Origin of the sequence: Brevundimonas sp., from assembly GCF_965278935.1 — a bacterium.
Taxonomy (GTDB): domain Bacteria; phylum Pseudomonadota; class Alphaproteobacteria; order Caulobacterales; family Caulobacteraceae; genus Brevundimonas.
Window position 1 is genome coordinate 3,327,349 of record NZ_OZ257124.1, and the last position, 25,056, is coordinate 3,352,404.

Genomic DNA, 25,056 nt, shown 5'->3' on the forward strand with positions numbered 1-25,056 from the left:
CAAGCGGGAACCTTAACAAGCTTCTCCTCCCTGTTCGCCGCTTGGCGAATGGGGAGGTGGCGGCGAGCTCTTCGCGAGCTGACGGAGGGGGTCTGGCCGCCATCAAGAACCCCTCCGTCTCTCCGCTTCGCTTCGAGCCACCTCCCCATCGCTACGCGACAGGGAGGAGACGCATTGATACGGTGCCTCTCATGAAACTGCTTCCCGCCCTCATCGCCGCTATCGCCGTGGCCTCCCCGGCCGCCGCCCAGGACCGACCAGAGTGGTCTTTCGCCATTCACGGCGGGGCCGGCGTGATCGAGCGCGCCAACCTGTCGCCCGAACAGGACGCCGCCTATCGCGCCGCCCTGACCCGGGCGCTGGAAGCCGGCGCCGACGTCCTGCGCAACGGCGGCGAGGCGCTCGACGCCGTCCAGGCCGCGATCCAGCTGATGGAGGACGACCCGCTGTTCAACGCCGGGCGGGGCGCGGTCTTCACCGCCGCCGGCCGCAACGAACTGGACGCCGCCGTCATGAACGGATCGGACCTGACCGCCGGCGCGGTCGCGGGCCTGACCACCACCCGCCACCCCATCGCCGCCGCCCGCGCGGTGATGGAGCAGTCGCCCCACGTCATGCTGATCGGCTCCGGCGCCGACGCCTTCGCGGCCTCGCAGGGCCTCGAACAGGTCGACCCGTCCTTCTTCTTCACCGAACGCCGCTGGCAGGCGCTGGTGAAGTTTCTCACCGACAACGACCTGCCGATCCCCGAACGCCCGGCCGGCGCCCCGCCCGCCGGCATGGCCTCGCTGGAGCCGGCCCCGCCCCTGAACGAGCGCAAGTTCGGCACCGTCGGCGCCGTCGCCCTCGATAGTCAGGGGCACCTCGCGGCCGGCACCTCGACCGGCGGCACGACCGGCAAGCGCTGGGGCCGGGTCGGCGACGTGCCGGTGATCGGCGCCGGCACCTACGCCTCCAACCGCGACGGCTGCGCGGTCTCGGCCACGGGGGATGGGGAGTATTTCATCCGCGCTACGGTGGCGCGGGACATTTGCGCGCGGATGGCCGCATTGCGGGACAACAATCGCCCCGGCCTTATCGACTGCGGTGGCGACTCCGTGTGTTTCGCCGACCACCTGCCTGACGTCCAGGTCGCGGCGCGTGAAGAAATCGCTGACGCGGAAACGCTCGGGGGCAAGGGCGGCGTGATCGTCATGGATGCAAGGGGTCTGCCCGCCTTCGCGATGTCGACCTCCGGCATGTATCGTGGCCGGGTCTCGGCTGATGATCCAACTCCCACGGTCGCGATCTATGAAGATGAGGACCTGTGACCGACGAACTGACCGTGATGGCCCAGGAGGAGCTGAACTCAGCCTGTTCCCTGACCTGGCCCGAACTCAAGCGGATCACCCCTTGGGGCGACAGTTTCGAAGGCTTCGCCCCGTCCGGCCGCACGGTCGAGGTCGAGCGTCGCTATCTGTGGGCGCTGGAGCCCAAGGGCGCGATCATCGTCGAGGTCGAGGTCCGCGACGCCGCCGCCCGCGAGGGCGTCGAAACCCGGGCCATCCTCCACGCCCCCTGAAACCCACAACCTTCACAGTCCGCCGTTAACCTTTTCCGTGGTCAGGCGTTCGCGCCTGCGGCATGATCGCACGGCGTTCGGCGATTGCAGGGAATGGGCATGTATCCATCGGATTTCGAAGCGGCCGACGCGGTCTTCACGCCCCGGGACGAGACCCTGTTCCTCGGCCTGCCGCCGCTTCTGGCCCTGATCCTGTTTCTGCTGTTGCTGGCCCTCGCGGCGGGGATGTTTTTCCTCGGCCGCTGGCACGCCGAACAGTCGGGGGGCAGTGACGCCGACCGGGCGCCCGACGACATCCACAAGGCCGTCCTGAACGCCTCCATGGCCGCCATGGCCGCCTCCTCCGACGAGCTGAAGTCGCGCGCCAAGGCCCTGCGCACCGCCATCGACGACCACCTCGGCCCGGTGCTGGAGGTCGGCAAGGGGGTCAACGGCCCGGTCCGGGATCTGGACGCGGCGCTCAAGGGCGAGATCAAGGAAACGCCCAGGGTCGAAGACAAGAGCCACGATCATCACCCGGCCCCGCCCGCAGGCATCCCGCCCGTGACGGTGAACCAGATCTTCGTCGGCGGCGCGACGCCTCCGCCTCAAGCCGGGCACGACGACGGCCACAAGCCCGACAAGCCGAAGCCCGAGCCGAAACCCGAGACCCGGCCCATGACCGGCCCCGAACAGATCGAGGCCCTGTCGAAGGCCGTCCGCGCCTTCTACGACCACTGGTCGCGCGGTCCGGAGCGGATCCGCGAACTGCGCGAGGCCCGTCGCGCCCTGTCGCGCCGCCCGTCCCCGGCGGCCCTGCGCGCGCCCGACGGTCGCGTCTGGGATCAATCCCGGTCCAGGTGATCGTCGATCAGGCGACGTGAGCGGTTCACCTCCGGCTCGATCCGGCCTAGACCTGAGGCATGAAACTCGCCTCGCTCAAGCACGGCCGCGACGGTCGCCTCGTGGTCGTCTCCTCGGACCTCGCCTGGTTCACCGATGCCTTCCTGATCGCCCCGACGCTGCAGGCCGCGCTCGACGACTGGGAGCGTTGCGAGCCCAGGCTGCGCGCCCTGGCCGAAAGCCTCGACCACGAGGCCGTGCCCCGCGGACGCTTCCACGAACGCGACGCCGCCGCCCCCCTGCCGCGCGCCTATCAGTGGGCGGACGGCTCGGCCTATGTGAACCACGTCGAACTGGTGCGTAAAGCGCGCGGCGCCGAGATGCCCGCCAGCTTCTGGACCGACCCCCTGATGTACCAGGGCGGCTCCGACCAGTTCATGGGCGCCCGCGACCCGATCCCGCTGGCCGACGAAAGCTGGGGCTGCGACCTCGAGGCCGAGATCGTGGTCGTCACCGGCGACGTGCCCCAGGGCGTGACGCCGGAAGAGGCGCGCGGCCACATCCGCCTCGTCGGCCTCGTCAACGACGTCTCCCTGCGTAACCTGATCCCCGGCGAACTGGGCAAGGGCTTCGGCTTCGTCCAGTCCAAGCCCGCCTCGACCCTGTCGCCCGTCTTCGTCACGCCTGACGCGCTCGGGGACCGCTGGAAAGACGGCAAGCTCTCGGGCGCCCTATCGGTCCAGTTGAACGGGAAGGAATTCGGCTCGGCCGACGCCGGCATCGACATGACCTTCGACTTCGGCGTCCTCATCGCCCATCTGGCGAAGACGCGCAGCCTCGTCGCCGGCACGGTGGTCGGCTCGGGCACGGTGTCCAACAAGGGCGCCGACGGCGGCCCCGGCAAGCCGGTGTCCGACGGGGGCCACGGCTACTCCTGCATCGCCGAGATCCGAACGGTCGAGACGATCAATACGGGCGCCGCGACCACGCCGTTCCTGAAGCATGGCGACACCGTCCGCATCGAGATGCTGGACGACAGACACCACTCGATCTTCGGGGCCATCGAACAGGTCGTGCAGCCGGCCTGAATAGCCCTTCTCCCCTTGCGGGAGAAGGTGGCCGAGCGGAGCGAGGTCGGATGAGGGGTCACGCTGACCTCACAGCTCACGCTTTTCCGCCGACTTCAGTTATCGGTGTGACCCCTCATCCGTCAGCCTTCGGCTGCCACCTTCTCCCGCAAGGGGAAAAGGAAACGACGGCGGCCGCTTGCCGTGCTTTCACCCTCTGGAGTAGCGTTCGCCGAACCTGGAGGGGAACGATCCATGACGCCGCAACAGTACGCACCGCTGATCGTCATCCTGATCATGCTGCCGATCATCCTCCTGCGGAACCGCGCGCCCCGGACGCTGCGGCCGAAATGGATGTGGGTCACCCCCGCGATCATCGTCCCCCTGATGGGTCTTGCCCTGTGGGGCACCAGCATGGAGCCGGGCGCCGATCACACCCCGTTCGACGTCGCCGCATGGGGCATTCTCGCCCTCGGACTCCTGCTCGGCTGCGCGGCCGGCTGGTGGCGCGGCAAGATGACGACCATCGAACGCCACGCAGACGGCACGCTGAAGGCCCAGGCCTCCCCCCTCGGCCTCATCCTGATCATCGGCCTGTTCCTGGGCCGAAGCGCCCTGCGCTCGGTGCTGGAACCCCATGCCGCCGCCTGGCATCTGAATGCCCTGGCCATCGCCGACGCCTTCCTGCTGTTCGTCGTCGGCATGATCGTCGTGCAGCGAATCGAGATGTTCATCCGCGCCCGTCGCGTCCTCGCCGGCGGAACCGACAGCCATGTCGAGGCCGCCGCCTGATCCTTTGCAGTCGAGAGTAAGCGTATGCGTTCCAAGGCCCTCATCACCCTCTTCCTTGTCGCCGGCTCCGGCGCCGCCCTGGCCCAGGACGTGACCGACGACTGGGAGGTCATCCGCCAGCCGGAAAACAAGTCGGTCTTCGCCTTCGTGCCCACGACGACCGGCCTGACCATCGGCTTCCGCTGCGTGGACGGCGTCTATGGCGCGATCATCGGCGGCCTGCCCGAAGCCTCGCGCAACACGCGCATCCGCACCCTGACGATCACAGTCGGCGACGATGAGCCCGATGACTCCCGCTGGAGTGTGACGACCGACAGAACGGTCGCCCTGGCCGACTATCCGGCGCGACTGGCCCGCGAACTGCGCGAGGGCGGTCCGGTCAGCATCGTCATCCCGGGCGGCGGTGGGGAGGGCCGCAACCTGCGTCACAATCTGGTCTTGCCGGCCTCGTCGACCGCGATCGACGAGACCCTGACCGCCTGCGGTCGTTTGCTCGAGGACCCCCGCGACGCCCTGCTGCCCGAGATCACCGAGAGCGGCCTGCCCGACGGCGTGACCTGGGCACGCGCCCCACGCCCGACCTATCCTCGCAACAACTACGCCGAGGGCTATGCGGTCGTGACCTGCGTGGTCCAGCCCGACGGCGGCGTCCATCAGTGCGAGGTCGAATCCGAGTTCCCGACCGACGGCGGCTTCGGCCGCAACGCCCTCCGCGCCACCGACGACGCTCGCATCGTCAGCCCCGGAGAGGCTTCGGGCCAGTACGCGCCCCGCATGATCGGCTTCCGCGTCAACTATGTGATGAGATGAGCCAATGAGCGTCCGGACCCGTCCTCCCCTGACCCTCGCGCTGGCCCTGTTGCTGGCCGCACCGGCCTCGGCTCAGGACACAGGCTTGGACTGGGATACCCTTGCGGATCCAGGTCAGGACTTGACGGCGGCGACGCTGGCATTCGACAGCGGCGTGTCCATCGGCGTGCGCTGTTCCGCCGGACGCTACGATGCCCTTCTGGCGGGCCTTCCGCCGGCCGCCGAGGGTGCGGAAAGTCGGGCGCTCTTCGTCCAGTTCAGGGACGAACCCGTCAGCGAGCAGCGGTGGACCGTAACCACCAACCCGCAGGTCGCCGTCAGCGATCTGCCCGCGCGCTTCGCCCGGTCCCTGCGTGATGGAGGGCGGATGCAGATCAGGGTGATCGGCGGCGGGCCGGGCGGGGCCAATCTTCGCTATATCTTCGACCTGCCAGCCTCCGCGGCCGCGATCGACCGGACGCTGGAAGCCTGTGAGAAGCCGCTTACCGACCCTCGGGACGCGGAGATCGACGCTCTCGACTCCGAAGGCCTGCCCGGTGGTGTGACCTGGGCGGAGCAACCCCGGCCGACCTATCCCTCGGGGCCTACCTACACCTGCGGCTTCGCCGTCGTCTCCTGCCTGACCCTGCCCGACGGTCGCCTGCGCGATTGCATGGTGGAATCTCAGCATCCTCTGGACGGAGGGTTCGGCGATGCGGCTTTGCGCGCGACGCGACGAGGCCGCGTCCAGATGGTCGCCAGCCCCGACGAGCCGATGCCGACCCGGTTCATCGTCTACCGGACCCAATTCCGGATGGCCGAGCCGCCCAATCCTCCGACCGGCACCCGCATTCCCCGTCACTGAACGGTCAGGTCGGCCCGATCACCTGGGCCGAGAAGCGTTCCATCTCTTCCTCCTGCGGCGACATCTGCAGCAGGACCAGGTCCAGACCCACGGCCTCGAACTCTTCCATCCGGGCGCGGATGCTCTCCGGCGTGCCGGCGAAACCGGGACGCAGGCCGCGGTTGGAGACGCTGTATTCGCGGATTTTCAGCTCCCGCTCCAGTTCGGTGCCCGACAGCCACTGGTCGAAGTTGGCGAAGCCCGCGGGCGGCGTCCCCTCGGCTAACCCCGGGATGGTCGTGATCCGCTCCAGCTCGCGTTCGGCCTCGGCCTCGGTGTCGCGCACGATCGCATAGCCGGCCATGCCGTACTGCATCGGCGGCAGGCCGAAGCTTTCGCGACGCTCGCGCATGTCGGCGATCTTGGCGGCGATATGCTCGGGTTCGTCGCCGTGCATCACATAGGCGTCGCAGTGTTTCGCGATCAGGGTCTTGGCCGCCTCGGACTCCCCGCCCGCATAGATGACAGGACGCGGCCGTTCAGGCGACGACGTCGGCTTCGGCTCCACGATGGCGTCATTCAACGTGTAGTATTTGCCCTCGAAATCGACCCGCTTCTCCGTCCACAGACGTTCCAGCACCGTCAGCCATTCCGCCGTCCGGCCATAGCGATCGTCATGCTGGTCGAACTGAAGGCCATAGGATTCCGCCTCCTTGGCCCACCACGACGACACCACGTTCAGCGCCAGCCGCCCGTTCGAGATCCGGTCGATATTGGCCGCCTGTTTGGCGAACAGGGCCGGCTGGTGGAAGTTCGGACGGACCGCGACCATCAGCTCGATCGTCTGGGTCACCGCCGCCAGAGCCGCCGCCGTTGACCAGGCGTCCAGCGCCGGCGCCTCGATCCCCTTGATGTCGTTCAGGTTCAGCTCGGCGATCAGGGTCAGGTCATAGCCCAGGGCTTCGGACCGTTTGACCAGCCGCGACGCGTTCTCCCACGACGCCTCGCGCTCGTCGGCGATATTCCTCAGCCACCCGCCGAAGACCGGCGCCCAGTATCCGTACCTCATACTGCGGCTCCCCTGGCGCGCTTCGCCTTCTCTTCGGCCACGATGCCCTTGAGCCATTCGACCAGATCGTCGTGCGGGTCGAAGCCCAGCACCTCGACCGGTTTGGCTACGAAGTTCGACAGGCCGTTGATGTCGTAGAACAGGATCGATCCGTCCCGGTCGTCGATCAGATATTCTATCCCTCCGACCTCCAGTTCGCCCGCAACGGCCAGCCGCTCGACCGCCTCGATGATCTCGGGCGGCGGCGTGGTCTTCGTCATGGTCAGGGTCGGCGCCCCCGGCCGCACCAGACAGGCGTCGGCCGGGCAAAGGTCGAAGGCGTCGCCCGGACTCTCAATGTCGATGGCGTACAGATATTTGCCGTTCAGCGTCTCGACGCGCGTGATCTTGCCGCCCCGGCGCGGCGCGTATTCCTGGATCAGGGAGATGCCGTTGACCCCGACCGGACACCATTTCTCGCCCGCCGCCTCGGCCAGCTTCCCGGCGTCCTCATAGCGGGTGATGCCCGCCCCGGCCCCGCCGATGTCGGCCTTGACCAGCACCGGATACCTCAGCCCCTCGGCCGCGCCCGGAATGTCCGCCTGCCGGTGCGCGACCCGCGTCGCCGGACCCTTCAGGCCCAGACGGGCGATCAGCGACATCTGCCGCGCCTTGGAGGTGTCGATGTTCAGCGCCGAGGCGTTGACCACTCGCGTCCCCTGCCCCTGCCAGTGCTCAAACAGACTCTGGGCGTAAAAGATCGGATGCTCGGGCTCCCTCAGGAAGGACGACATCGCCACCCGGGAAAAGACCACCGTCCCCGGCGCCGGCGACCCGGCGGGATCGAAGGTGCTCCCCGCCAGCGGGACCTTCACATAGCTGACCCCGTGCCGATCGAGCGCCGCGAACAGCGGCTCGAACCATTCGGGATGCTCGTAGACGATGGCGAGATCGGGGAGAGGCTCGGTCATGCCAGCGCAGATGCGTTACACCACGATGGAACGCAAGGGGTGGGCGCGAGAATCTGGCTCATGCAGCGAGCGACCGCGTCGCGAGCGGTAGCCACCAAAAAAGACCGGGCTCAAGTAGCGCGACGCGCGATAGCCCACTAAGAAGTCCGTCCGCAGGCCCCTGTGGTGGAATTGGTAGACGCGCCGGACTCAAAATCCGGTTCCGCGAGGAGTGTCGGTTCGAGTCCGACCGGGGGCACCATTTTCAGAGACGGCGACGCTCTGAATGGAAATGGCCCGACCGCCTCTTCGGGACGGCCGGGCCGGGCAGCGCGGTGGACCGGAAACGCGCAACTTGTCCTCGCCCTATCCCGACCAAGGGCCTGCGTCCGCCCGGTCGGCGACATTTCCCGAAAGCCGACTTCCGAACATCTGTCAGCGCCACCCCCGCCTGACCGGCCGCGCCGCCTCTTCTAGCGCCAGCAGAAACCCGTCCTGCCCCTCGTCGCCGATCTGTTCCGCCAGCGCCGCGGCCTGCTGGACCAGATGTTCGACCTCCTCGCCCCCGCGGCTCAGCACCAGCCGCGTCAGCGCGACCGCCCGCGACCGCACCAATACCAGCGCCGCCGCCGGATGCCGTCCCTCCAGACGCGACGCCCACAACGGAACCTCGTCAGCCGAGCCGCGCAAATCCCCCGCTCGCGCCACGACCATCTCCCCCGCCTCGCGCAGCGCCGGCCAGTTCATCAGGAACCGCAGACCCGCCGTCGCATCGGCATAACCCGCGGCATGGGCGAAGGCCCGATCCAGCGCCACGACGTCCTCGAAGTCCGCCAGCTTCGCGATCTCGGCCCGCAGCGGCGCCTCGGCCAGGGTCCGTTCGAACAGCATCCAGCGCGCGTCGCTGGCGCCCTTCACGTCGCCCTCGGCCTCCAGCACGGCGACCTCGGCGGTAAGCCAGTTTTCCGGCGGCGGCGGAGGGGGCTCCGGCTCGCGCCGCCCCCAGCGCGCCGCTTCGACGAGCCTCGGCCGTGACGCCTCCAGCGCCGCCCGCGCCTCACCAGCCCGCCCGGCCTCGGCCAGACGACGCGCGATCTCGGCCCCGATCTCCGGCTTGATCCGGTCCTCGTCCGGCAGGGACGCGATCCAGGTGTCGAGGTCCCCCGCCCGGTCCGCCAGTTTCTGCACCACCAGCGCCAGCCGCCCCGTCGGTCGCGGCCGCCCCTCTATAATCCCGACCAGAAGCGCCCGCGCCAGAGGGGTGCTGAGCCCCGACGCCCCGCGCCCGATCCACGATCCCCATTCCGACAGCCGGGTGTTCAGCGCCTCGATCAGGATCGGCGCCGCGACGTCGGGCCCGGCCAGAGACGCCGTCGCCGCCAGTTCGTTCGACGCTCCGTCGAACAGCAGGGCCAGTTCGCCCTTCGGATCCTTCACCCGCGACGCCAGCCCCGGATAGAGATCGAACCACGCCACCAGCCGGTCCAGCCCCAGCCGCGCATCCATGGCCGCCAGCCGCTCCACGATGATCCGCCTCACGGTCGCCAGATCGGCCAGCAGCTCCGGCCGCTTCCGCCACGACACCCGCGTCCGGCTTCCCGCCAGGGTATTCAGCCGCTTGTCGAGCTCCAGCGCCAGGTCCGCCGCCCCGACCTCGGCCGCCAGCTCCATGCGCAGACGCCGCTTCCAGCCGGCGTCCTCCCCGGCCATCTCCATCAGCAGATCGGCCAGCCGCTCGTCCCCGAGCGCCTTCAGGTTCGCCGCCGACAGGGTCTTCTTCGCCGTCGCCGGTCGTTTCGCCATGGGTCGCCCTGTTGTCCGCGTCGTCCAGTGTGCCGAACGGGTCACATCGACGATAGGTCCGTTGTCGTCTGCGGCACAGCTGGAACGCTCGGGTTCGTCGATCATTAATCCGGCAGTCCAAAGGCCCGTCCCATGATCGCTCTGACCCTCGCCCTCGCCCTGTTCATCGACCCCACGGTCGGATCCGCAACGCTCACGCGCGCGGCCCTCATGGTCGAGCCCGCGACGACGATGGCGGTCGAACCCGCGCCGGCGCCGATGCTCCAGAGCGTCGCCGTTACCCTGGAGTGCACGGCCTTCGCCGATGGCCACGTCGGCGACTGCGCCGTCATGGAAGAGACCCATCCAGGCATGGGCTTCGGCGAAGCCGCCATCGCCCTGATGGCCGACGCGACGACGGACCGGTCGGCGGCCGACCACAGGTTCGCCCGCACGATCCAGTTCATGCCGTAACGCCGGCCTAGCGGCTGTCATCTCGCAGTTGCGAAAAGTTACAGGCCCGACGGTTGCGGTGCGGCGCCTCAACGCGCATCTGGACGCGATGACTTCCCCCAGCGCCGCTCCTTCCGCCGCAAAGGGCCCGGGCTTCCCCGAGTTCGTCTGCATGATCGCCTTGATGATGGCGCTCAATGCGCTCGCCATCGACTCCATGCTGCCGGCCCTGCCCGACATCGGAAACGCCTTGGGCGTGACCAATGAGAACAGCCGTCAGTGGGTCATCACCGCCTATCTTCTCGGCTTCGGCGCGATGCAGATCTTGTACGGTCCGCTTGCCGACCGCTTCGGCCGTAAACCCATCCTGATGATAGGCGTCGGCGTCTATGTCGCCTTCAGCATCGTCGCCATGCTGGCCCCGACGTTCGAGACCCTGATCCTCGCCCGCGTCGGTCAGGGCCTCGGCTCCGCCGCAACCCGGGTGCTGGCCGTCTCCATCGTCCGCGACCGCTTCTCCGGCCGGACCATGGCGCGGGTGATGAGCCTCAGCTTCCTCGTCTTCCTCGGCGTGCCCGTCATCGCCCCCTCGCTCGGCCAGGCCATCCTTCTGGTGGCCCCGTGGGAGGCGATCTTCGGCGTCCTCGCCTTCGCCGGCGTCGCCCTGATGATCTGGGCGGGCATCCGCCTGCCCGAGACCCTGCATCCCCGGGATCGCCTGCCGATCGAGGCCAGACGCATCGCTATGGCCTTCCGCGAGGCCGTTACAAACCGCACCTCCATCGGCTACACCCTGGCCATGACGGCGATCACGGGCGCCCTGTTCGCCTTCATCAACTCGTCGCAGCAGATCTTCTTCGACGTGTTCGAGGCGCCGGGCCTGTTCACAACCGTCTTCGCCCTGATCGCCGGCGGCATCGCCATCGCCTCCATCGTCAACGCCAAACTGGTCGAGACGCTGGGATCGCGGATGATCGGGCACACCGCCCTGCTCGGCTTCATAGCCTTCGGCGCGATCCACCTGCTGGTGACCCTCAGCGGCCATGAGACCATCTGGACCTTCGGCATTCTTCAGGCCTGCACCATGTTCTGCTTCGGCCTGCTGGCCGGGAATTTCGGCGCCATGGCGATGGAGCCGATGGGTCATATCGCCGGCACCGCGTCGTCCGCCCAGGGGTTCATCTCGACCATCATCGGCTCGCTCACCGGCTTCGCCATCGGCCAGGCGTTCGACGGCACGGTCGTCCCGATGACCCTCGGCATCACCTCCTGCGGGGTCGTCGCCCTGTTGTTCGTCCTGATGGCCGAGCGCGGAAGGCTGTTCGTCGCCCGCAACGCAGCGCCCGTCCCGGCGGAATAAGCGCCGGGGCGTTCGCCGCCCCTTGATCTCGCCGCACTTTCGAGGCTCCCTCCGCGCCAGACTTTTCGGAGTACGTCTCGATGTCCCGCGCCCGCCTGATCGCCATGGTTTCCACCGCCGCCCTGCTCGCCGCCGTCGCCGCCTGCGGCCAGTCCGACGTGAAGTCCGACATGCCGCCCCTGCCCGCCTCGGCCACGGCCCCGATCACCTACGAACCGGACATCCACTCGTACGCCCAGCCCGCCATCGCCCGGGTCAAGCACGTCGCCCTGGACCTGACCGCCGACTTCGCGGCGAAGACTCTCAGCGGCACGGCGACCCTCGACGTCACCGGAGAGCCGGGCGCGACCCAGGTCATCCTCGACGTCAAGAACCTCGAAATCCGTTCGGTCACCGACGAGAAGGGCAATCCACTCCAGTTCGCCCTCGGCGCCGAGGACCCGATCAAGGGCCAGGCCCTGACCGTCACCGTCCCCGCCTTCGCGGCCGGCAAGGTGCAGAAGATCGTGGTCACCTATTCCACCCGTCCGGACGCCGCCGCCCTGCAGTGGCTGACCCCGGCCCAGACGGCGGGCGGCCAGCAGCCCTTCCTGTTCTCACAGGGCCAGGCCATCCTGACCCGCACCTGGGTCCCGACCCAGGACAGCCCCGGCATCCGTCAGACTTATTCGGCCAAGATTACCGTCCCCGAGGCCCTGCACGCCGTCATGTCGGCAGAGATGCTGACCCCTGAGGGCGAACGCGCCGCCGATGGCCCGGGCGGCAAGATGCACGCCTACCGCTTCCGCATGACCAACCCGGTCCCGCCCTATCTGATCGCGCTGGCGGTCGGCGACCTGGCCTTCGCCTCCGAGGGCGGTCGCGTCGGCGTCTGGACCGAGCCCAGCCGCCTCGACGCCGCCAAGGCCGAGTTCTCCGAAATGGGCCAGCTGGTCGACGCGGCCGAGGCCCTCTACGGCCCCTATCGCTGGGGCCGCTATGACCTGCTGATCCTGCCGCCGTCCTTCCCGTTCGGCGGGATGGAGAACCCCCGCCTGACCTTCGCCACCCCGACCGTGGTGGCCGGCGACAAGTCGCTGGTCTCGCTGGTCGCACACGAACTGGCCCACTCCTGGTCGGGCAACCTCGTCACCAACGCCACCTGGGCCGACATCTGGCTCAACGAAGGCACGACGACCTATTTCGAGAACCGTATCATGGAGGCGGTCTACGGCCGCGACCGCGCCCTGATGCTTCAGGTCCTCGGCTGGAACGACCTGCAGTCTTCGCTCGCCGACATGCCGCCGCTCGACACCCGCCTTCACATGGATCTGGAAGGCCGCGATCCCGACGACGGTCTGAACGACATTCCGTACGAGAAGGGCGCCGCCTTCCTGCGCACCATCGAGCGGATCGTCGGTCGCGAGCGCTTCGACGCCTGGCTCAAGGGCTATTTCGAACGCCACGCCTTCCAGCCGATGACCGCCGCCGGCTTCCTGATCGACATCCGCGCCAACCTCGTGCGCGGCGACGCGGCGCTGGAGCGTGAGCTGCAACTCGACAACTGGGTCTATCAGCCCGGCCTGCCGTCGAACGCCGTCGCTCCCGTCTCCACGGCCCTGACCGCCGTCGATACGTCCGCCAGGGCTTTCTTCGCCGACAAGGGCCCGGCCTCGGCCATCCCGTGGTCGGGCTGGTCGACCCAGGAGCGCCAGCATTTCCTCGCCTGGCGTCCCGAAGGCGCCGCCGCCACGCGGCCCTGGCTGACGCCCGCCCAGCTGGCCGACCTCGAAACCACCCTGAATCTGCGCGCCGAGGGCAATGCCGAGGTCCTGTTCCAGTGGCTCCAGATCGCCGTCGCCCACCGCTACCAGCCGGCCGTGCCGACGCTGGAACGCTTCCTGACCTCGCAGGGCCGCCGCAAATTCGTCCTGCCGCTCTACACCTCCCTGTGGGCGCAAGGGACGTGGGGCCGGCCGATCGCGACCCGCATCTACGCCCAGGCGCGGCCGGGGTATCACCCGGTCACCACGGGCTCGGTCGATGGGGTGGTGGGCATTTCTGCGGCGCCGGCGGGCTAAACCTTCTCCCTCCCCCTCCGGGGGAGGGTGGTCGGAGCGCAGCGTAGACCGGGTGGGGGCAGCCGCGCTGACTGTCTCAGGTCCGTATCTGGGTCGTCGGCCGCTCCCACCCCGTCGCTTCGCGACGCCCCTCCCCGAACGGGGAGGGAGAAGCGTTTACAAGTTCACCACCTCGAACCCGTCCTCGGCCGCCAACTGTTCCGCAAGCACCGCCCGGTGACATCCCGCGTGATCCGCCTCGAAGCATAGCATCGCCACCCGTTTCTCCCCCGCCAGCGCCTTCAACTGCGCCAGCTGAAGCTGCGACGCCGGCTCGGCCAGATGATCGGCGAAGATCGCCCGCATCTCGCGGATATAGCCCTTCTTCGCCGCATCCCGCCCGGCCTTGGGCGTGCCCAGCGCGCGCAGGTGCAGATAGTCGATCCCCTCGGCCTTCAGGCTCTCGCCCAGAAGGGTCTTCGAAAACCCCGCCCGGCGTGACGCCGCGATCGCCCGCACATCGACCAGGGTCTGGACACCGGCGGCCTTGAGCCTGCCGATGACGTCAGGCTGGGTCGCGCCCTCGTATCCGATGGTGAACAGTTTCATGAGCTGGATATGGGGCGGCGGCGGATCGCATGCGACCCTTCGTCGACCCGCAAGGGGAAAGGGAAACGCGCGCCGTACCCATCAACACATCCCCCGAATCCGCCCGTGATTTCAACGTCCGGGATTATTCAGACGGCTTATCCCGACCGCTCCCGAAAACCGTGAGACACTGGTTCCGGTCTTTGACATCGCCAGCACTACCGCGGCCCGATGGACTCTGTGGACTATCTGGACTCCAATTTCCGGAGTCCGGACAAATTCATCCCTGACGCTTCGGACGGTGTTTTTGGGTCCGTACCGGTCGCGGCGGCGACAAACCTTGACCTTCGCGCGTCGATCCCCGCAACTCCCGGTCCGATTTCCGCCAGTCCGGTGACCCCATGTTTCGATCGCTTCTGACCGCCGCCGCCTTCACCGCTCTCGCGCTTCCGGCACAGGCTCAGGAGCTGCTGATCCGGGGCGGGACGATCCGCACCGGCAATGACGCGGCCCCCACCGCCGACGTCGTCATCGCCCGCGACGGCCGCATCGCCTGGGTCGGGTCGGCCGCCGACGCCCCCTCGGCCGAAGGCCTGACCGTCATCGACCTCGACGGCGCCACTCTGTTCCCCGGCTTCACAGACGGCCACGCCCACCTCGACGGGATCGGCTGGCGCGAGCTGACACTGAACCTCGAGGGCTCGACCTCCGTCGTCGACGCCATGGCCCGGCTCACCGCCTGGGCCGAAGCCCACCCCGACGGCCCGATCATCGGTCGTGGATGGATCGAGACACGCTGGCCCGAGAGCGCCAACGGCGCCCGCTTCCTGACCGCCGCCGATCTCGACGCCGCCGCCCCGGGCCGCATCGTCCTGCTGGAACGCGCCGATGGTCACGCCATGACGGCGTCCTCTGCCGCGCTGACCGCCGCCAACATCACCACCTCGACCGTCGCGCCTTCGGGCGGCGAGATCGCCAAGGGACCCAACGGCCGACCCACCGGCTTCATCGTCGACGCCGCCGTCGCCCTGCTCGCCCCCCTGATGCCCCAGGCCGATCCCGAGGCGAAGCGTAACGCCTATCGCGCCGGCTTCCGGGTCGAGGCGCGATACGGCTGGACCGGCGTCCATTTCATGAGCGCGCCCTGGTCCGACATCCCCCTGCTGGAACAGATGGCCGAGGCCGGCGAGGCGCCGCTGCGTGTCTACAACTCGGTCACCCCCGACGGCGGCGCGGCCCTGATCGCCTCGGGCCCCCGCAGCGTCGCCGACGGCCGGATCATCACCCGCGCCATCAAATACTACGTCGACGGCGCCCTCGGATCGCGCGGCGCCGCGCTTCATGCCCCCTACTCCGATGCGCCCCACACCTCGGGTCTGATGCAGACCAACGGCGAGGAGATGATCCCGCTCTACGAGAACGCCCTGCGCGCCGGCATCCAGGTCGCCACCCACGCCATCGGCGACCGGGGCAATACCGAGGTGCTGAACTGGTACCGCAACGCCATGGCCGCCGTGCCCGCCGCCGAACGCGGCATCGCCGAACCCCGGTGGCGCGTCGAGCACGCCCAGATCCTGCGCCCCGAAGACGAGCCGATGTTCCGCGACCTGCACGTCATCGCCTCGATGCAGCCCAGTCACGCCATCGGCGACTTCCACTTCGCCCCGGCCCGCCTCGGCGACGCCCGTCTGGACGGCGCCTATGCCTGGCACAGCTTGGTCGATCTCGGCGTCGTCGTGGTCGGCGGCTCCGACGCGCCGGTCGAGCGCGGCGATCCCCTGATCGAGTTCTACGCCGCCGTCGCCCGGCGCGACCTCGAAGGATTCCAGGGCCCCGACTGGCGCCCGAACGAGGCGGTTGACCGCGCCACGGCCCTGAAGATGTTCACCCTCTGGCCGGCCTTCGCCTCGTTCCGCGAGGACGAGCTCGGCACGATCGAGGTCGGCAAGCGCGCCGACTTCACCGCCTTCGACATCGACCTGATGACCGTGCCCGAAGCCGACATCCCCAAGGGCCACGCAGTCCTGACGGTCGTCGACGGCGAGGTCGTCTACCGGGCGGACTGAACGAAGAAGGGCCGCCCACCTTGCGGTGGACGGCCCCGGTCTTTGAAATCGTACGCCGGCTTTAGAAACGGGCGGTCAGGCTGATCGAGGCGCCCTGGCCGAGGTCATAGGAGTTGACGTTGATCTTCGTGCCGCCCTTCTCCGAATACTCCTGGTAGTCGGTGCCGAGCAGGTTCCGCAGTTCGACGGCCAGACCCAGTTCGCGGCCCAGGACGTCGAAGTCCTTGCGGTACACGAAGTCCAGGAAGGTCCCCGGGTCCTGGATCAGGTCGGGGTTGCCGGCGATGTTCCGGGCCGAGGTCCGCTCCGAGACGTAGTTGACGATGAAGGTCGCCTGAGAGCGGGCCGCATCGTCTTCCCAACCCAGCTGCAGGTTGGCGACGTGATCCGACTGGCCTTGCAGACGGCTGCCGTCGACGACGTAGAAGGCCGCGTTTTCCGGCACGCCCAAGCCGCTCTGCGTCAGGACGGTGTCGCCGGATTCGACGGTCACTTCCGAATCCGAGAAGGTGTAGTTGGCCTGGATCAGCCAGCGCTTGTTGGCGATGAAATCCATGCCGTTCTCGGGGAACTCGAAGTATTTCTTGGCCTCGATCTCGGCGCCCATGATCCGCGCGCGGGGCGCGTTCAGGAAGGTCTGGGAGATGTTCGAGCCCTGATCCACAACGCTGGATTCAACCGGCTTGTCGAGGTCCTTGTAGAAGACGCCGGCCGTGATGAACTGCTGGCGGGCGAAGTACCACTCGAAACGGGCGTCCAGGTTCGTGATCTCGGTATCGACCAGGAACTGGTTGCCGATGAAGGTCCGATCCGTCTCGATGTCGCGGTACTGCTGCGGGGCCAGTTCGCGGAACTGGGGACGGCCGATGGTCTTCGACGCGGCCAGACGGAGCTGCATGTCCTCGGCGAAGTTCCACGTCACGGTCGCGGCGGGCAGGACGTACTGCTCTGCGATCGTGGTGCGCGGCAGGCCGGTCACGCCGCCGAACAGGTCGGTCGGATTGACGGTCTGGTCGCCGTCCTCGTAGCGGACGCCAACGGTCAGGTTGACCAGCGGCAGGACCTCGGCCTCGACCTGACCGTAGACGGCGTTGACCGTCAGCTGGCCTTCGTAGGCGGCGGCGCCGTTCGACCCGGTCACTTCCTCGATCTGGAGGTAGGGGCCGATGTTGAAGTCCGAGAACAGATAGTCGACGCGCGATTCCAGCTGGTCGGCCGAAAGCGTGTTGATCGCGTTGAAGCGCAGCCGCCGCTCGGCCGAGTCGCGGTTGTTGTCGTAGCCGGCGACGCCGACCGTGAACTTGGCTTCGCGAGCATCCGACAGCGGCAGGATGTAGGAAAGGTCCGCCCCGCCCGACACGACGTCGTCGTTGAGCTCGCTGAAGGCGATCGAGTTCGACTGGATCGAGTGGATATAGGCGCCGGCCGCGTTCTTGCCGTAGCCGAACTGGGTCTCGTATGGCGCATCACGCGAGGTTTGCGCATAGGCGGCGCGCCAGTTCAGCTCCCAGGCCTCGCCGAAGAAATGCTCGCCGGTCAGCTGGGTCGACAGCAGCTGGCGAACATACCAGGCGGTCAGGTCCGTGCGACGGGTCGAGCCTGCGGCGTCGTCGAAGCCTTCCTGGCTGCGGGCTTCCTTGGTGACGTTGCGGACATAGAGGTTGGTCCACTTGATCTCGTGGTCGCCATTGACGAGGCTGAGACCGCCCAGGAAGTTCAGGCCGATGTCGTTCTGGGTCGACTGGAAGCCGAAATCGTTGGCCACGACCAGGCGGCCGGCGTCGAGACGGCCGGTCTGGCGGACGCCCTCGCGGGACTTCCAGGCATTGTCGTACCCGGCCACGAAGACGGCGCCGACAGTACCGATCTCGGTGTCCATGGACGCGCCGCCGGTCATGCCGAGGCCGAAGTTGACCGGGCTTTCCTCACGCTGCAGCAGGCGCAACGGAGCGTTGATCAGCGACTGGCCCATGCGGCGCAGTTCGGTGGCGGTGTAGTTGTTGGCGTTGATCCGCTTGCCCGACCCGAAGGCGAGGTCGATCGGACCTGGAATTTCACGGGTGCCGTCGTCGAAGCCGAGGAAGTCCGTGCGGGCGCCGAAATAGATCAGGCCGTTCCGGGCCGTCGTTTCGGTGTTGCCGCCCAGCGAGGCCTTGAACGTGAAGAAAGGCTCCGACGGGGTCGAAATCGTCTGCAGGTCGATCAGACCGCCGCCGAACTCGCCCGGATAGTTGGCCGAGTAGGTCTTCTGGACCGTCACGCCCGCCAGGATGTCCGACGGGAACAGGTCCAGCGGGATCACGCGCTGCAGCGGCTCGGGGCTGGGCAGGGGCGAACCGTTCAGCAGGGCCGAGGAGTAGCGCTCGCCCAGGCCGCGGACGTAGATGAAGCGGCCTTCGACGATCGACAGGCCGGTCACGCGGGTCAGGGCCTCGGCGGCGTTGGAATCGCCGGTTCGCGCCAGGTCTTCCGAGGTCAGGAAGGCTGCGACTTCCGGGCTCTCGCGGTTCGGTTCGGGGATGTAGCGCCCGAGGACGACAATCTCGTCGACCTGGGTCGATTCGTCCTGCGGGTCAGCAGGAGCCTCGACTTGGGCGGGACCTTCGGCCGGGGTGGTTTGAGCGTAGGCGAGCCCCGGCGCGATCAACGCGCTGGTGGCCAGCAGGACCCCGCTCAGGGTCAGGGAGAGCGTCTTCATGATCTGCGCCTTGAAGGGGGTTCAACGAAAGAGAGCGAAGCCCGGGCGATCCGCATGGACCGCCCGGGTCTCCGTCATCAGCAGGTCGAACCGGCCGCCAGACCGCAGGTCCAGCCGAGGTACCAGGTGTCGGCGGTGTTCCGCACGGCGCCGATGTAGGTCACCGAGGTGAAGAACGGATACAGGGCGTTTCCGTTGGTCGCCACAACGGCCGTCTCGTTGGCGCCGTTGATGAAGTTCAGGCCGTTGTTGGTCATCGTCGCGCCGGCCGGAGCCGTCATCGTCGAGGCGCCGGCGGCCGTGTTGTTGGTGTTGCTGGCCGAGGTGAAGACGGCAGCCGTAGCGATGGCGTTGATGTTCGCGTCGTCTTCGTACGGACGCGAGCAGGCGAAGAAGACCGAGCGGAAGATCGGACCGTTGGTGACCGTCTGGGCGTCGTCGATGTCCAGGCAGGCCGCGGCCGAGGTCGAGGGGTTGGTGACGACCGTGTTGATGATCGTCGGCTGGGTGCCGGTGTTCAGCGTCAGCAGGGCGTCGGCGGCCACGGCGGCGTTACGGCCGACGATGGTGAAGTTCGAGACCTTGGGCTGGGCGTAGAAGGTGGTTCCCGACGGGGCGGCCGACCACTCGAAACCACGCGAGCCGTTGGTCACGGCCGTCGGCTTCTGGGTGATGATGCCGAACTGGGCTCCACCGCGCCAGCCGGTGTCGGTGTCCAGACCGTCATCGTCCGCGCCGTTGATGACGATGTTGCGCAGGTTGACGGTGCCGCCGAAGATTTCGATCCCGTCGTCCGACGAGTTGTAGGACTGGAAGAACTCGACGGTCGTTCCCGAGCCGACGCCGGCCAGGGTCAGGGCCTGCAGTTCATTGTTCGGCGACAGTTCGAAGCCCGAGTAGTTGACCTGCACGTAGCGCAGGCGACCCGAGTTGTCGGCCAGGGTGTTGCCGCCGTAGTTGGCGCTGGTGCCTTCGACCTGACCGACGCACGAGGCGCTCGGGGCGTTGACGCCCGCCGGGCAGACGGCGGTCGGCGCGCGACCGGCGATGACAAGGCCGCCCCACTGGCCCTGCGAGCTCAGGTTGGTCGAGCCTTCGATGTTCTGACGGCTGGTGAAGATGATCGGCTGGGTCGCGGTGCCTTCAGCGAAGATCTGCGAGCCGCGGTTGATCAGCAGATAGTCCGAACCGCCCGAGGCGAAGATCTTCACGCCCGGATCGATGGTCAGGATGCCCTGGACGCTGCCGGCGACCGGAGCGGCCGGATCGGCGCCGCGGTCGGTGCCGACCTGGGTGCGGCCGGAGATGGCGTAGATGGTGCCGGCGCGGACCGAGAGGGTCAGGGAACCCGAGATCGTCTCGGGCAACTGGCAGGCGCGAAGGGTGCCGCCGGCGACGGTGCCGACGTTGGTCAGGCCCGTGGGGCAGTCGGCGGCCGGGGTGCCCGGAGCCGGCGGGTTGGTTCCGCCGCCGCCGCCCGTGCCGCCGCCGGAGCCGAAATCGCCCTCGCCGGGGGACGCCACTTCGGCGGAGCCGCAGGCGGCCAGCGCCATCACGGCCGCACCGGCCATCAAAACCTTGGTCAGACGAAGCATCGAGATCCCCTCGGGTTGGAAACGGGCTGATCGCCGCGCGTCGTTCCGACACGATTTGGCGATCCCGACGCCGCCTTTAGGACTTCAATGCAAAGCTCAAATGACAGAAAATCGCGCGATTATTACAGTCGATCCGAAGACGGAGATTTATTCGCCAAACATTCGCAGCGAATACTTTGCATCAGATTGAAGACAAGGATTCCTTGTCCGGACCGTTTGTCACACGACTGAATAATTCGGCGGTCGCGCGGTCGGCGCTTGAGCCCCTCGCGTATTCCGCTAGGTTGCCGCGAGCTTCCGCGGGCGTGATGTAGTGGTAGCCTGAAAGCTTCCCAAGCTTTTCGTGCGGGTTCGATTCCCGCCGCCCGCTCCAACACTTAGGCAAATCGATGTGCCTTTTGGCTCCGATTTGGCTCACAAAACCTGACTTCGGTGTTTGCCAGCTTTCTCGGTTCGCGACGGCTGCACCATCCAGAGGGCGGCTCCAACGCAAACGCAATGCGGATCGCCTCATCAAACTGGCCGGGGAGATTGATCGGCTGGTTCGTCCGCCACCCGGATGGCGCTCGTCTTGAGATTGCCAGCCGGTGCCGCTTCACTGACAGTCAGTCAGCAGGACGCGAATGCCCCTTGGGAACAAGCTGGCCCGCAGCGACACCCGGGCGATTCCCCTGACTGCAAACTTCAATCAGGGCGTTGCGGTCGGCACAGCGAGCTACGTAAGGCCAGACGCTCGGCACAGCCTGGCTCCGTCAGATCGCTACGGCGTTGATCGGCGAAGCGCGAAACCAAGGCGAGGGCCCGGTCGAAGGCGTCGGAGTGATTTCCGGCAACCTCCTGCGCAATCTCCGTTGCGACGCCTAGCGCGACAGTCGGGGGCAACGCTTCAGCCGCAAGAGCATCCATCAAATGCATCAACGCGATGCTGTTAAGCGGGGAGCTCAGGACGGAACGAAGATCGCCCTCATCACCCCGGCTCGCAACAAGGGTCATTACATTGGCCATGGCCGCAACACGGGGAGCCTTGTGATCGACCAAGCGCGCGGCCGCCTCCGGCACGCCAGGAATATCTAGGGCGTCAGCACCTTGAAGGTTCATGAACAGGACGATTAGCGCCGGATAGAGCTCTAGGGCCCCCAACAAGGACTGTGGGATCGAGCGTCCCCTCTCCCTGCTGCCGGCCATGTTTGAGAGGCGGCCCACAGTGGCCTTTCTCGCCACCCGCTCAAGAACGACATGGTCCGCTTGAGCCGCTTTGGAAAAGAAGGTGACTAGGTGCGGCTGGACCCAAACTTCATCGTCATCTCCGATAAGAAGCTGCGCGGTAGCGGGATCAAACGGGGCCCGTGGCGGATAGTGTTCGACCGCAAACTCGATGATCCAACGCAAAGCGGCATGTGAGAATGGCGTTGACGCCTCGAAGGCGCTCATGAGTTCTGCCAGCCAATCCCATTCAACTTTCTCGCCAACCGTGATCGACAGTCCGGTCGGGTTGGGGGCACCATCAAAATTGATGTCGGGCGTCAGGCCTTTGGTCGCGAGCGTCCAGAAATCCTTTTCGAAAAGCCCCATGTTCTTCCATCGCCGTTCCGCGCTGAGCCAGTCTTCGGTATCGCCGAAGCGGCCCTCATTCGCTTCCCACGCGAGCGCAGCGAGAGCTTCACCCGACATAGCCCTTTGCAAGGCGGCATAGAGCGGCCACGGCATGTGGATCGAGATCGCTCTACAGGCAGGGAGCAAGTCGTCGCGTTCGATCGCGCGCAGCGCGACGGCCAGATCGGCGGCGGAAGGCGTCTGTGCAAAGCATTTCGCGACTTGAGCGGCCCGCCACCCAGCCGTTTCGGGCACATCTTGGTAAAGCTCGCTCATGGCAGTCGACACTAGGCTCATCGCCTGGATCATGAGGGGCGTCTTTCCTTCTCTGCCGTGGAGCGGAATGCGAAGACGATGATCTTTCTGCGGGTATTCAAGGAGTTGGAGCCACGGGTAGGCCGAGCTGAGCGCTTCAAGAGCGGTCTGGCCCGCCGTGAAATCGACGTTGTCGAGACGTTCCTGCAGCTCGACGATGTTGTGCTCGGCGATCACTGCGGCAAACAAATCATCTAAGGGCGTCTCAGAAGGCGGGCGAATCCCGAGGGCAATGACATCGAGCCGGCGATCACGCATCGGAGGCCAGCAAGCCTGAGCAAGATCGAGTGCCCAATCACACCCGTTGCCGGCCAACCTGATCAAGAACGCCCATGCACCGGTGCGGGTTCGGTAACTGCCCGCATCCAGTTGCGACGTCAGAAACGGCTGCGTGACCTGAGGTGCACGCTGAGCTTCTTCGAGAAGATTCACTTGGTGGGAGCTGCTCCCAAAATGCACAATCTCAAGCGCTTGCGCCAACAGGCGAAAGCGCCAGAGCGGCGAATCGTGGGCTAGTCCGTCCTCAAGAAGCGCAAGCGCCAACCGTGCGCCGCTTTTCAGCATTCGGTCCGCGTCACTAGCCAAGTCGAGATCCCGACAGATCTGGAGAATAGTATCCCGATAATGGAGCGTGTCGTTGGAGGAGAAGCACTTGCTGGCGGCGATCTGAAAAACGTGTCGCCAGTGGCTTTTACTCGCAATTTCGCGAAGCCGATCCTGTACCTTGATTTCCAAACCGCTCATCAAATGTGCGGCTGCCATGAACTCCTGCAGAGACCGCACCTCGAAGGAGTAGCGCTCGTCAGCGCGCTCGACGAGCAGGACGAGCCGGTCCGTCGTCGCGTCCATGAGCTCTTCGGTCGCCCTGTCCAAGAGGTGCCCCTCATATCCTTCGAGCTCCAATTCATCCTTGATCTGGGCAGCGAGCTGCGCCTTCGTGACATAGGCGTCCGAGCTGCCGCCTGACTCAGCTTGGAGATGCAGGGTGAAGCCGATACTTTCGTGAAGCGCTGTAATCGCGCGGCTCCAAGTCTTCACGGTCCGGCCCGCAACGCCCGGCTTCTGCTGTTCGCGTTCCAGGACGACGTTGTAGTACTTGTGAAACAGGGTCCAGCGGTCGCTTGGTGCCTCGCCGCGCTGATCAATCAGCGCCAGCATGATCGCGACCTGCAGCGGGCTGATCAACAGTCGCGCCGTAGTCGGTGTATCGATCGCCTCCCTCATCCGTTCCAAAACGCGGGCCTGATCAACGGGATCAAGCAGTCGTCTTACCGCGAGCCGCTCTGCATAAGCCAGGGCGTGATGGGGCTGGAGAGGCGTCATCTCCAACTTCGCGTAGAGTGCTGGGTCCAGATCGTCGTTGTAACCTTGAGGTCTCGAGGTCACGACCATCAACACGTCCGCGTCGACTGCGGCGAATTCATCCCAAAGGTCGTTGATCGCGAGGATAACGCTGCCTCGATTCGCGCTCGGAGGGACTTCGTCGAGTCCATCCAAGAGGACGACGAGAGGGTGGCCGCCCATCCACGATCGAAGATCATCGAGAGGTAGGTCGGAGGCGTTGGCGACAGTTGAAATGTGGTCCCGGATGAACGTCAACAGGGACAGACCATGTCCTTCAAGAGCAGCCGCATCGAGGGCGTCAGCATAAACCGGAAGGTCGATCCTCAACGGGAACCGACGCGGGATTTCGTCTGAGAGGCCGGACGCACGGATCTGGCCCATGACGGACTTCACGGCGTCAGACACCTCAACCGAAAGGGGCCGTTGCGCTTCCGCCTTCAGCAGGGATGCCCTTAAGATTTGGCCAAAGAGTTGAGAGATGGTCGATTTGCCCTGCCCTGGCCCACCAAGGAGAAGCAGGCGGTCCGGACGTGGCCGAACGTTGTGGGATAGAGCGCTCGGCGACAACTTGGCCCGTGTGAGCGATAGCAGATTGGCAAGCAGGAGTCCCTCAGAGCGCGCCTCCGGCTCGGACCCAGGCTGCTCAAAAGGCAAGTCGATGAAGACTTCCTCGAGGTTGGTGCCGCTATCGCCACCACCATGGCCCGCCTGCTGCAATCGGGTCGATCTCTGGCTGCGGATCTCCTTTTGCAAGTAGCGATGCATCACCGCGCCGAAATCCAATCGGGACAGTTTCAGATTTGCAATGACGTCTTCAATGACGTCGCTTGGCGTAACCCAAGCGGAGTAGGCTCGACGCAACTCTTCGGCGTCGGCAAGTCGGATGCACAGTTCGTCGTAGTGCCAGATGCGGTAATCCTCGAAGCCCACCGCCTCGCGATACTCCTCAAAGATCGCATCGATCTTGGCGATGCCGCCTGCACCCTTTCGCGTCGCGGGGACGGGAGACAGCTTGGCATTGGTAATCAGCAGATAGTTTGTAGGGCGCCGCCGCATTTTTGAGATGTCGATGTACGCCTCGAGCTCCGCGCGCAATTCACCAGCCAGCCAGTCGGCGTCCGCCGCCGTGGTGCCGGAAGTCTGGCGGAACTTGACCTGTACGACACTGTGACCGCTCCAAGGGGCCGTGATGCTAGGAAAGTGAGACGTACCGTCAAAAACCGCTTCTCGCCCGCCATCGGGCCCATCGCCGTAGACCATGACGCCCTCGCCGAGGGCGCGTTTTGCCAAAGACTGTGCAAACCGCTCGAACGAACGGGGGGAGAAGCGAGAGAAGTCGAAGTCCACCAG

General features: G+C 66.7%; 18 protein-coding genes and 2 tRNA genes. 13 read left to right on the plus strand and 7 right to left on the minus strand.

Features of this window, described 5'->3' with window-relative positions; genetic code table 11:
• The first annotated feature begins 191 nt into the window (after positions 1-191).
• From ACQY68_RS16595 to ACQY68_RS16625, 7 genes are all read left to right on the plus strand, one after another.
• Positions 192-1,310 (plus strand): isoaspartyl peptidase/L-asparaginase family protein, encoded by a 1,119-nt coding sequence (locus ACQY68_RS16595; RefSeq protein WP_428150873.1) that lies wholly within the window; start codon positions 192-194, stop codon positions 1,308-1,310.
• Positions 1,307-1,561: a hypothetical protein gene (locus ACQY68_RS16600; RefSeq protein ID WP_428150875.1), complete on the plus strand. Its 255-nt coding sequence runs from the start codon at positions 1,307-1,309 to the stop codon at positions 1,559-1,561. The genes ACQY68_RS16595 and ACQY68_RS16600 overlap by 4 nt, the downstream gene beginning before the upstream one ends.
• 99 nt (positions 1,562-1,660) lie before the next feature.
• Positions 1,661-2,404, plus strand: coding sequence for a hypothetical protein (locus ACQY68_RS16605; protein ID WP_428150876.1), 744 nt, complete (start codon positions 1,661-1,663; stop codon positions 2,402-2,404).
• A gap of 59 nt (positions 2,405-2,463) precedes the next feature.
• The gene (locus tag ACQY68_RS16610; protein ID WP_428150878.1) at positions 2,464-3,471 is read left to right on the plus strand and encodes a fumarylacetoacetate hydrolase family protein; all 1,008 of its coding nucleotides are present in this window, start codon (positions 2,464-2,466) and stop codon (positions 3,469-3,471) included.
• Between the two features lie 234 nt (positions 3,472-3,705).
• Entirely contained in the window at positions 3,706-4,242 is a 537-nt protein-coding gene (locus ACQY68_RS16615; RefSeq protein ID WP_428150880.1) for a CcdC protein domain-containing protein, read from the plus strand.
• Positions 4,243-4,266: 24 nt separating this feature from the next.
• Positions 4,267-5,052, plus strand: a complete 786-nt coding sequence (locus tag ACQY68_RS16620; protein ID WP_428150882.1) for a hypothetical protein — start codon at positions 4,267-4,269, stop codon at positions 5,050-5,052.
• Between the two features lie 4 nt (positions 5,053-5,056).
• Complete coding sequence (locus ACQY68_RS16625) at positions 5,057-5,896, plus strand: hypothetical protein (RefSeq protein WP_428150883.1); 840 nt, start codon at positions 5,057-5,059, stop codon at positions 5,894-5,896.
• 4 nt (positions 5,897-5,900) lie between these two features.
• On the opposite strand, the gene ACQY68_RS16630 is transcribed toward ACQY68_RS16625, so the two are convergent.
• Both ACQY68_RS16630 and ACQY68_RS16635 read right to left on the minus strand, forming a co-directional pair.
• Complete coding sequence (locus ACQY68_RS16630) at positions 5,901-6,944, minus strand: LLM class flavin-dependent oxidoreductase (protein ID WP_428150885.1); 1,044 nt, start codon at positions 6,942-6,944, stop codon at positions 5,901-5,903.
• Entirely contained in the window at positions 6,941-7,894 is a 954-nt protein-coding gene (locus tag ACQY68_RS16635) for an ATP-grasp domain-containing protein (protein WP_428150887.1), read from the minus strand. The genes ACQY68_RS16630 and ACQY68_RS16635 overlap by 4 nt, the downstream gene beginning before the upstream one ends.
• A 156-nt stretch (positions 7,895-8,050) precedes the next feature.
• On the opposite strand from ACQY68_RS16635, the gene ACQY68_RS16640 reads away from it, so the two are divergent.
• Positions 8,051-8,135, plus strand: a tRNA-Leu gene (locus ACQY68_RS16640).
• Positions 8,136-8,308: 173 nt separating this feature from the next.
• On the opposite strand, the gene ACQY68_RS16645 is transcribed toward ACQY68_RS16640, so the two are convergent.
• Positions 8,309-9,676 (minus strand): DUF6880 family protein, encoded by a 1,368-nt coding sequence (locus tag ACQY68_RS16645; protein WP_428150889.1) that lies wholly within the window; start codon positions 9,674-9,676, stop codon positions 8,309-8,311.
• A 132-nt stretch (positions 9,677-9,808) separates the two neighbouring features.
• Here ACQY68_RS16645 and ACQY68_RS16650 point away from each other — a divergent pair, with 132 nt between their 5' ends.
• The 3 genes from ACQY68_RS16650 to ACQY68_RS16660 all read left to right on the plus strand — a co-directional run bounded on the left by ACQY68_RS16650 (position 9,809) and on the right by ACQY68_RS16660 (position 13,528).
• Positions 9,809-10,129: a hypothetical protein gene (locus tag ACQY68_RS16650; RefSeq protein ID WP_428150891.1), complete on the plus strand. Its 321-nt coding sequence runs from the start codon at positions 9,809-9,811 to the stop codon at positions 10,127-10,129.
• An 88-nt stretch (positions 10,130-10,217) separates the two neighbouring features.
• Positions 10,218-11,468, plus strand: a complete 1,251-nt coding sequence (locus ACQY68_RS16655; RefSeq protein WP_428150893.1) for a multidrug effflux MFS transporter — start codon at positions 10,218-10,220, stop codon at positions 11,466-11,468.
• A gap of 80 nt (positions 11,469-11,548) precedes the next feature.
• Complete coding sequence (locus ACQY68_RS16660) at positions 11,549-13,528, plus strand: M1 family metallopeptidase (RefSeq protein ID WP_428150894.1); 1,980 nt, start codon at positions 11,549-11,551, stop codon at positions 13,526-13,528.
• A 156-nt stretch (positions 13,529-13,684) separates the two neighbouring features.
• Here the strand turns inward: ACQY68_RS16660 and ACQY68_RS16665 are convergent, their stop codons facing one another.
• Positions 13,685-14,116, minus strand: coding sequence for a DUF488 family protein (locus tag ACQY68_RS16665; protein WP_428150896.1), 432 nt, complete (start codon positions 14,114-14,116; stop codon positions 13,685-13,687).
• 380 nt (positions 14,117-14,496) lie between these two features.
• Between ACQY68_RS16665 and ACQY68_RS16670 the strand changes: the two genes are divergently transcribed.
• The gene (locus ACQY68_RS16670; RefSeq protein WP_428150898.1) at positions 14,497-16,161 is read left to right on the plus strand and encodes an amidohydrolase; all 1,665 of its coding nucleotides are present in this window, start codon (positions 14,497-14,499) and stop codon (positions 16,159-16,161) included.
• Positions 16,162-16,222: 61 nt separating this feature from the next.
• On the opposite strand, the gene ACQY68_RS16675 is transcribed toward ACQY68_RS16670, so the two are convergent.
• The gene (locus tag ACQY68_RS16675; RefSeq protein WP_428150899.1) at positions 16,223-18,859 is read right to left on the minus strand and encodes a TonB-dependent receptor domain-containing protein; all 2,637 of its coding nucleotides are present in this window, start codon (positions 18,857-18,859) and stop codon (positions 16,223-16,225) included.
• Positions 18,860-18,936: 77 nt separating this feature from the next.
• Positions 18,937-20,454: a hypothetical protein gene (locus ACQY68_RS16680; RefSeq protein WP_428150900.1), complete on the minus strand. Its 1,518-nt coding sequence runs from the start codon at positions 20,452-20,454 to the stop codon at positions 18,937-18,939.
• Between the two features lie 299 nt (positions 20,455-20,753).
• Here ACQY68_RS16680 and ACQY68_RS16685 point away from each other — a divergent pair.
• Positions 20,754-20,827: transfer RNA gene (locus tag ACQY68_RS16685), tRNA-Gly, on the plus strand.
• Between the two features lie 311 nt (positions 20,828-21,138).
• On the opposite strand, the gene ACQY68_RS16690 is transcribed toward ACQY68_RS16685, so the two are convergent.
• Complete coding sequence (locus ACQY68_RS16690; RefSeq protein ID WP_428150901.1) at positions 21,139-25,053, minus strand: NACHT domain-containing protein; 3,915 nt, start codon at positions 25,051-25,053, stop codon at positions 21,139-21,141.
• Positions 25,054-25,056: the final 3 nt, after the last annotated feature.

Bases quoted from the DNA above. Each gene is read 5' to 3' on its own strand.
- ACQY68_RS16595 (WP_428150873.1), top strand. From the start codon at position 192: ATGAAACTGCTTCCCGCCCTCATCGCCGCTATCGCCGTGGCCTCCCCG.
- ACQY68_RS16605 (WP_428150876.1), top strand. From the start codon at position 1,661: ATGTATCCATCGGATTTCGAAGCGGCCGACGCGGTCTTCACGCCCCGG.
- ACQY68_RS16610 (WP_428150878.1), top strand. From the start codon at position 2,464: ATGAAACTCGCCTCGCTCAAGCACGGCCGCGACGGTCGCCTCGTGGTC.
- ACQY68_RS16615 (WP_428150880.1), top strand. From the start codon at position 3,706: ATGACGCCGCAACAGTACGCACCGCTGATCGTCATCCTGATCATGCTG.
- ACQY68_RS16620 (WP_428150882.1), top strand. From the start codon at position 4,267: ATGCGTTCCAAGGCCCTCATCACCCTCTTCCTTGTCGCCGGCTCCGGC.
- ACQY68_RS16625 (WP_428150883.1), top strand. From the start codon at position 5,057: ATGAGCGTCCGGACCCGTCCTCCCCTGACCCTCGCGCTGGCCCTGTTG.
- ACQY68_RS16630 (WP_428150885.1), bottom strand. From the start codon at position 6,944: ATGAGGTACGGATACTGGGCGCCGGTCTTCGGCGGGTGGCTGAGGAAT.
- ACQY68_RS16635 (WP_428150887.1), bottom strand. From the start codon at position 7,894: ATGACCGAGCCTCTCCCCGATCTCGCCATCGTCTACGAGCATCCCGAA.
- ACQY68_RS16645 (WP_428150889.1), bottom strand. From the start codon at position 9,676: ATGGCGAAACGACCGGCGACGGCGAAGAAGACCCTGTCGGCGGCGAAC.
- ACQY68_RS16650 (WP_428150891.1), top strand. From the start codon at position 9,809: ATGATCGCTCTGACCCTCGCCCTCGCCCTGTTCATCGACCCCACGGTC.
- ACQY68_RS16655 (WP_428150893.1), top strand. From the start codon at position 10,218: ATGACTTCCCCCAGCGCCGCTCCTTCCGCCGCAAAGGGCCCGGGCTTC.
- ACQY68_RS16660 (WP_428150894.1), top strand. From the start codon at position 11,549: ATGTCCCGCGCCCGCCTGATCGCCATGGTTTCCACCGCCGCCCTGCTC.
- ACQY68_RS16665 (WP_428150896.1), bottom strand. From the start codon at position 14,116: ATGAAACTGTTCACCATCGGATACGAGGGCGCGACCCAGCCTGACGTC.
- ACQY68_RS16670 (WP_428150898.1), top strand. From the start codon at position 14,497: ATGTTTCGATCGCTTCTGACCGCCGCCGCCTTCACCGCTCTCGCGCTT.
- ACQY68_RS16675 (WP_428150899.1), bottom strand. From the start codon at position 18,859: ATGAAGACGCTCTCCCTGACCCTGAGCGGGGTCCTGCTGGCCACCAGC.
- ACQY68_RS16680 (WP_428150900.1), bottom strand. From the start codon at position 20,454: ATGCTTCGTCTGACCAAGGTTTTGATGGCCGGTGCGGCCGTGATGGCG.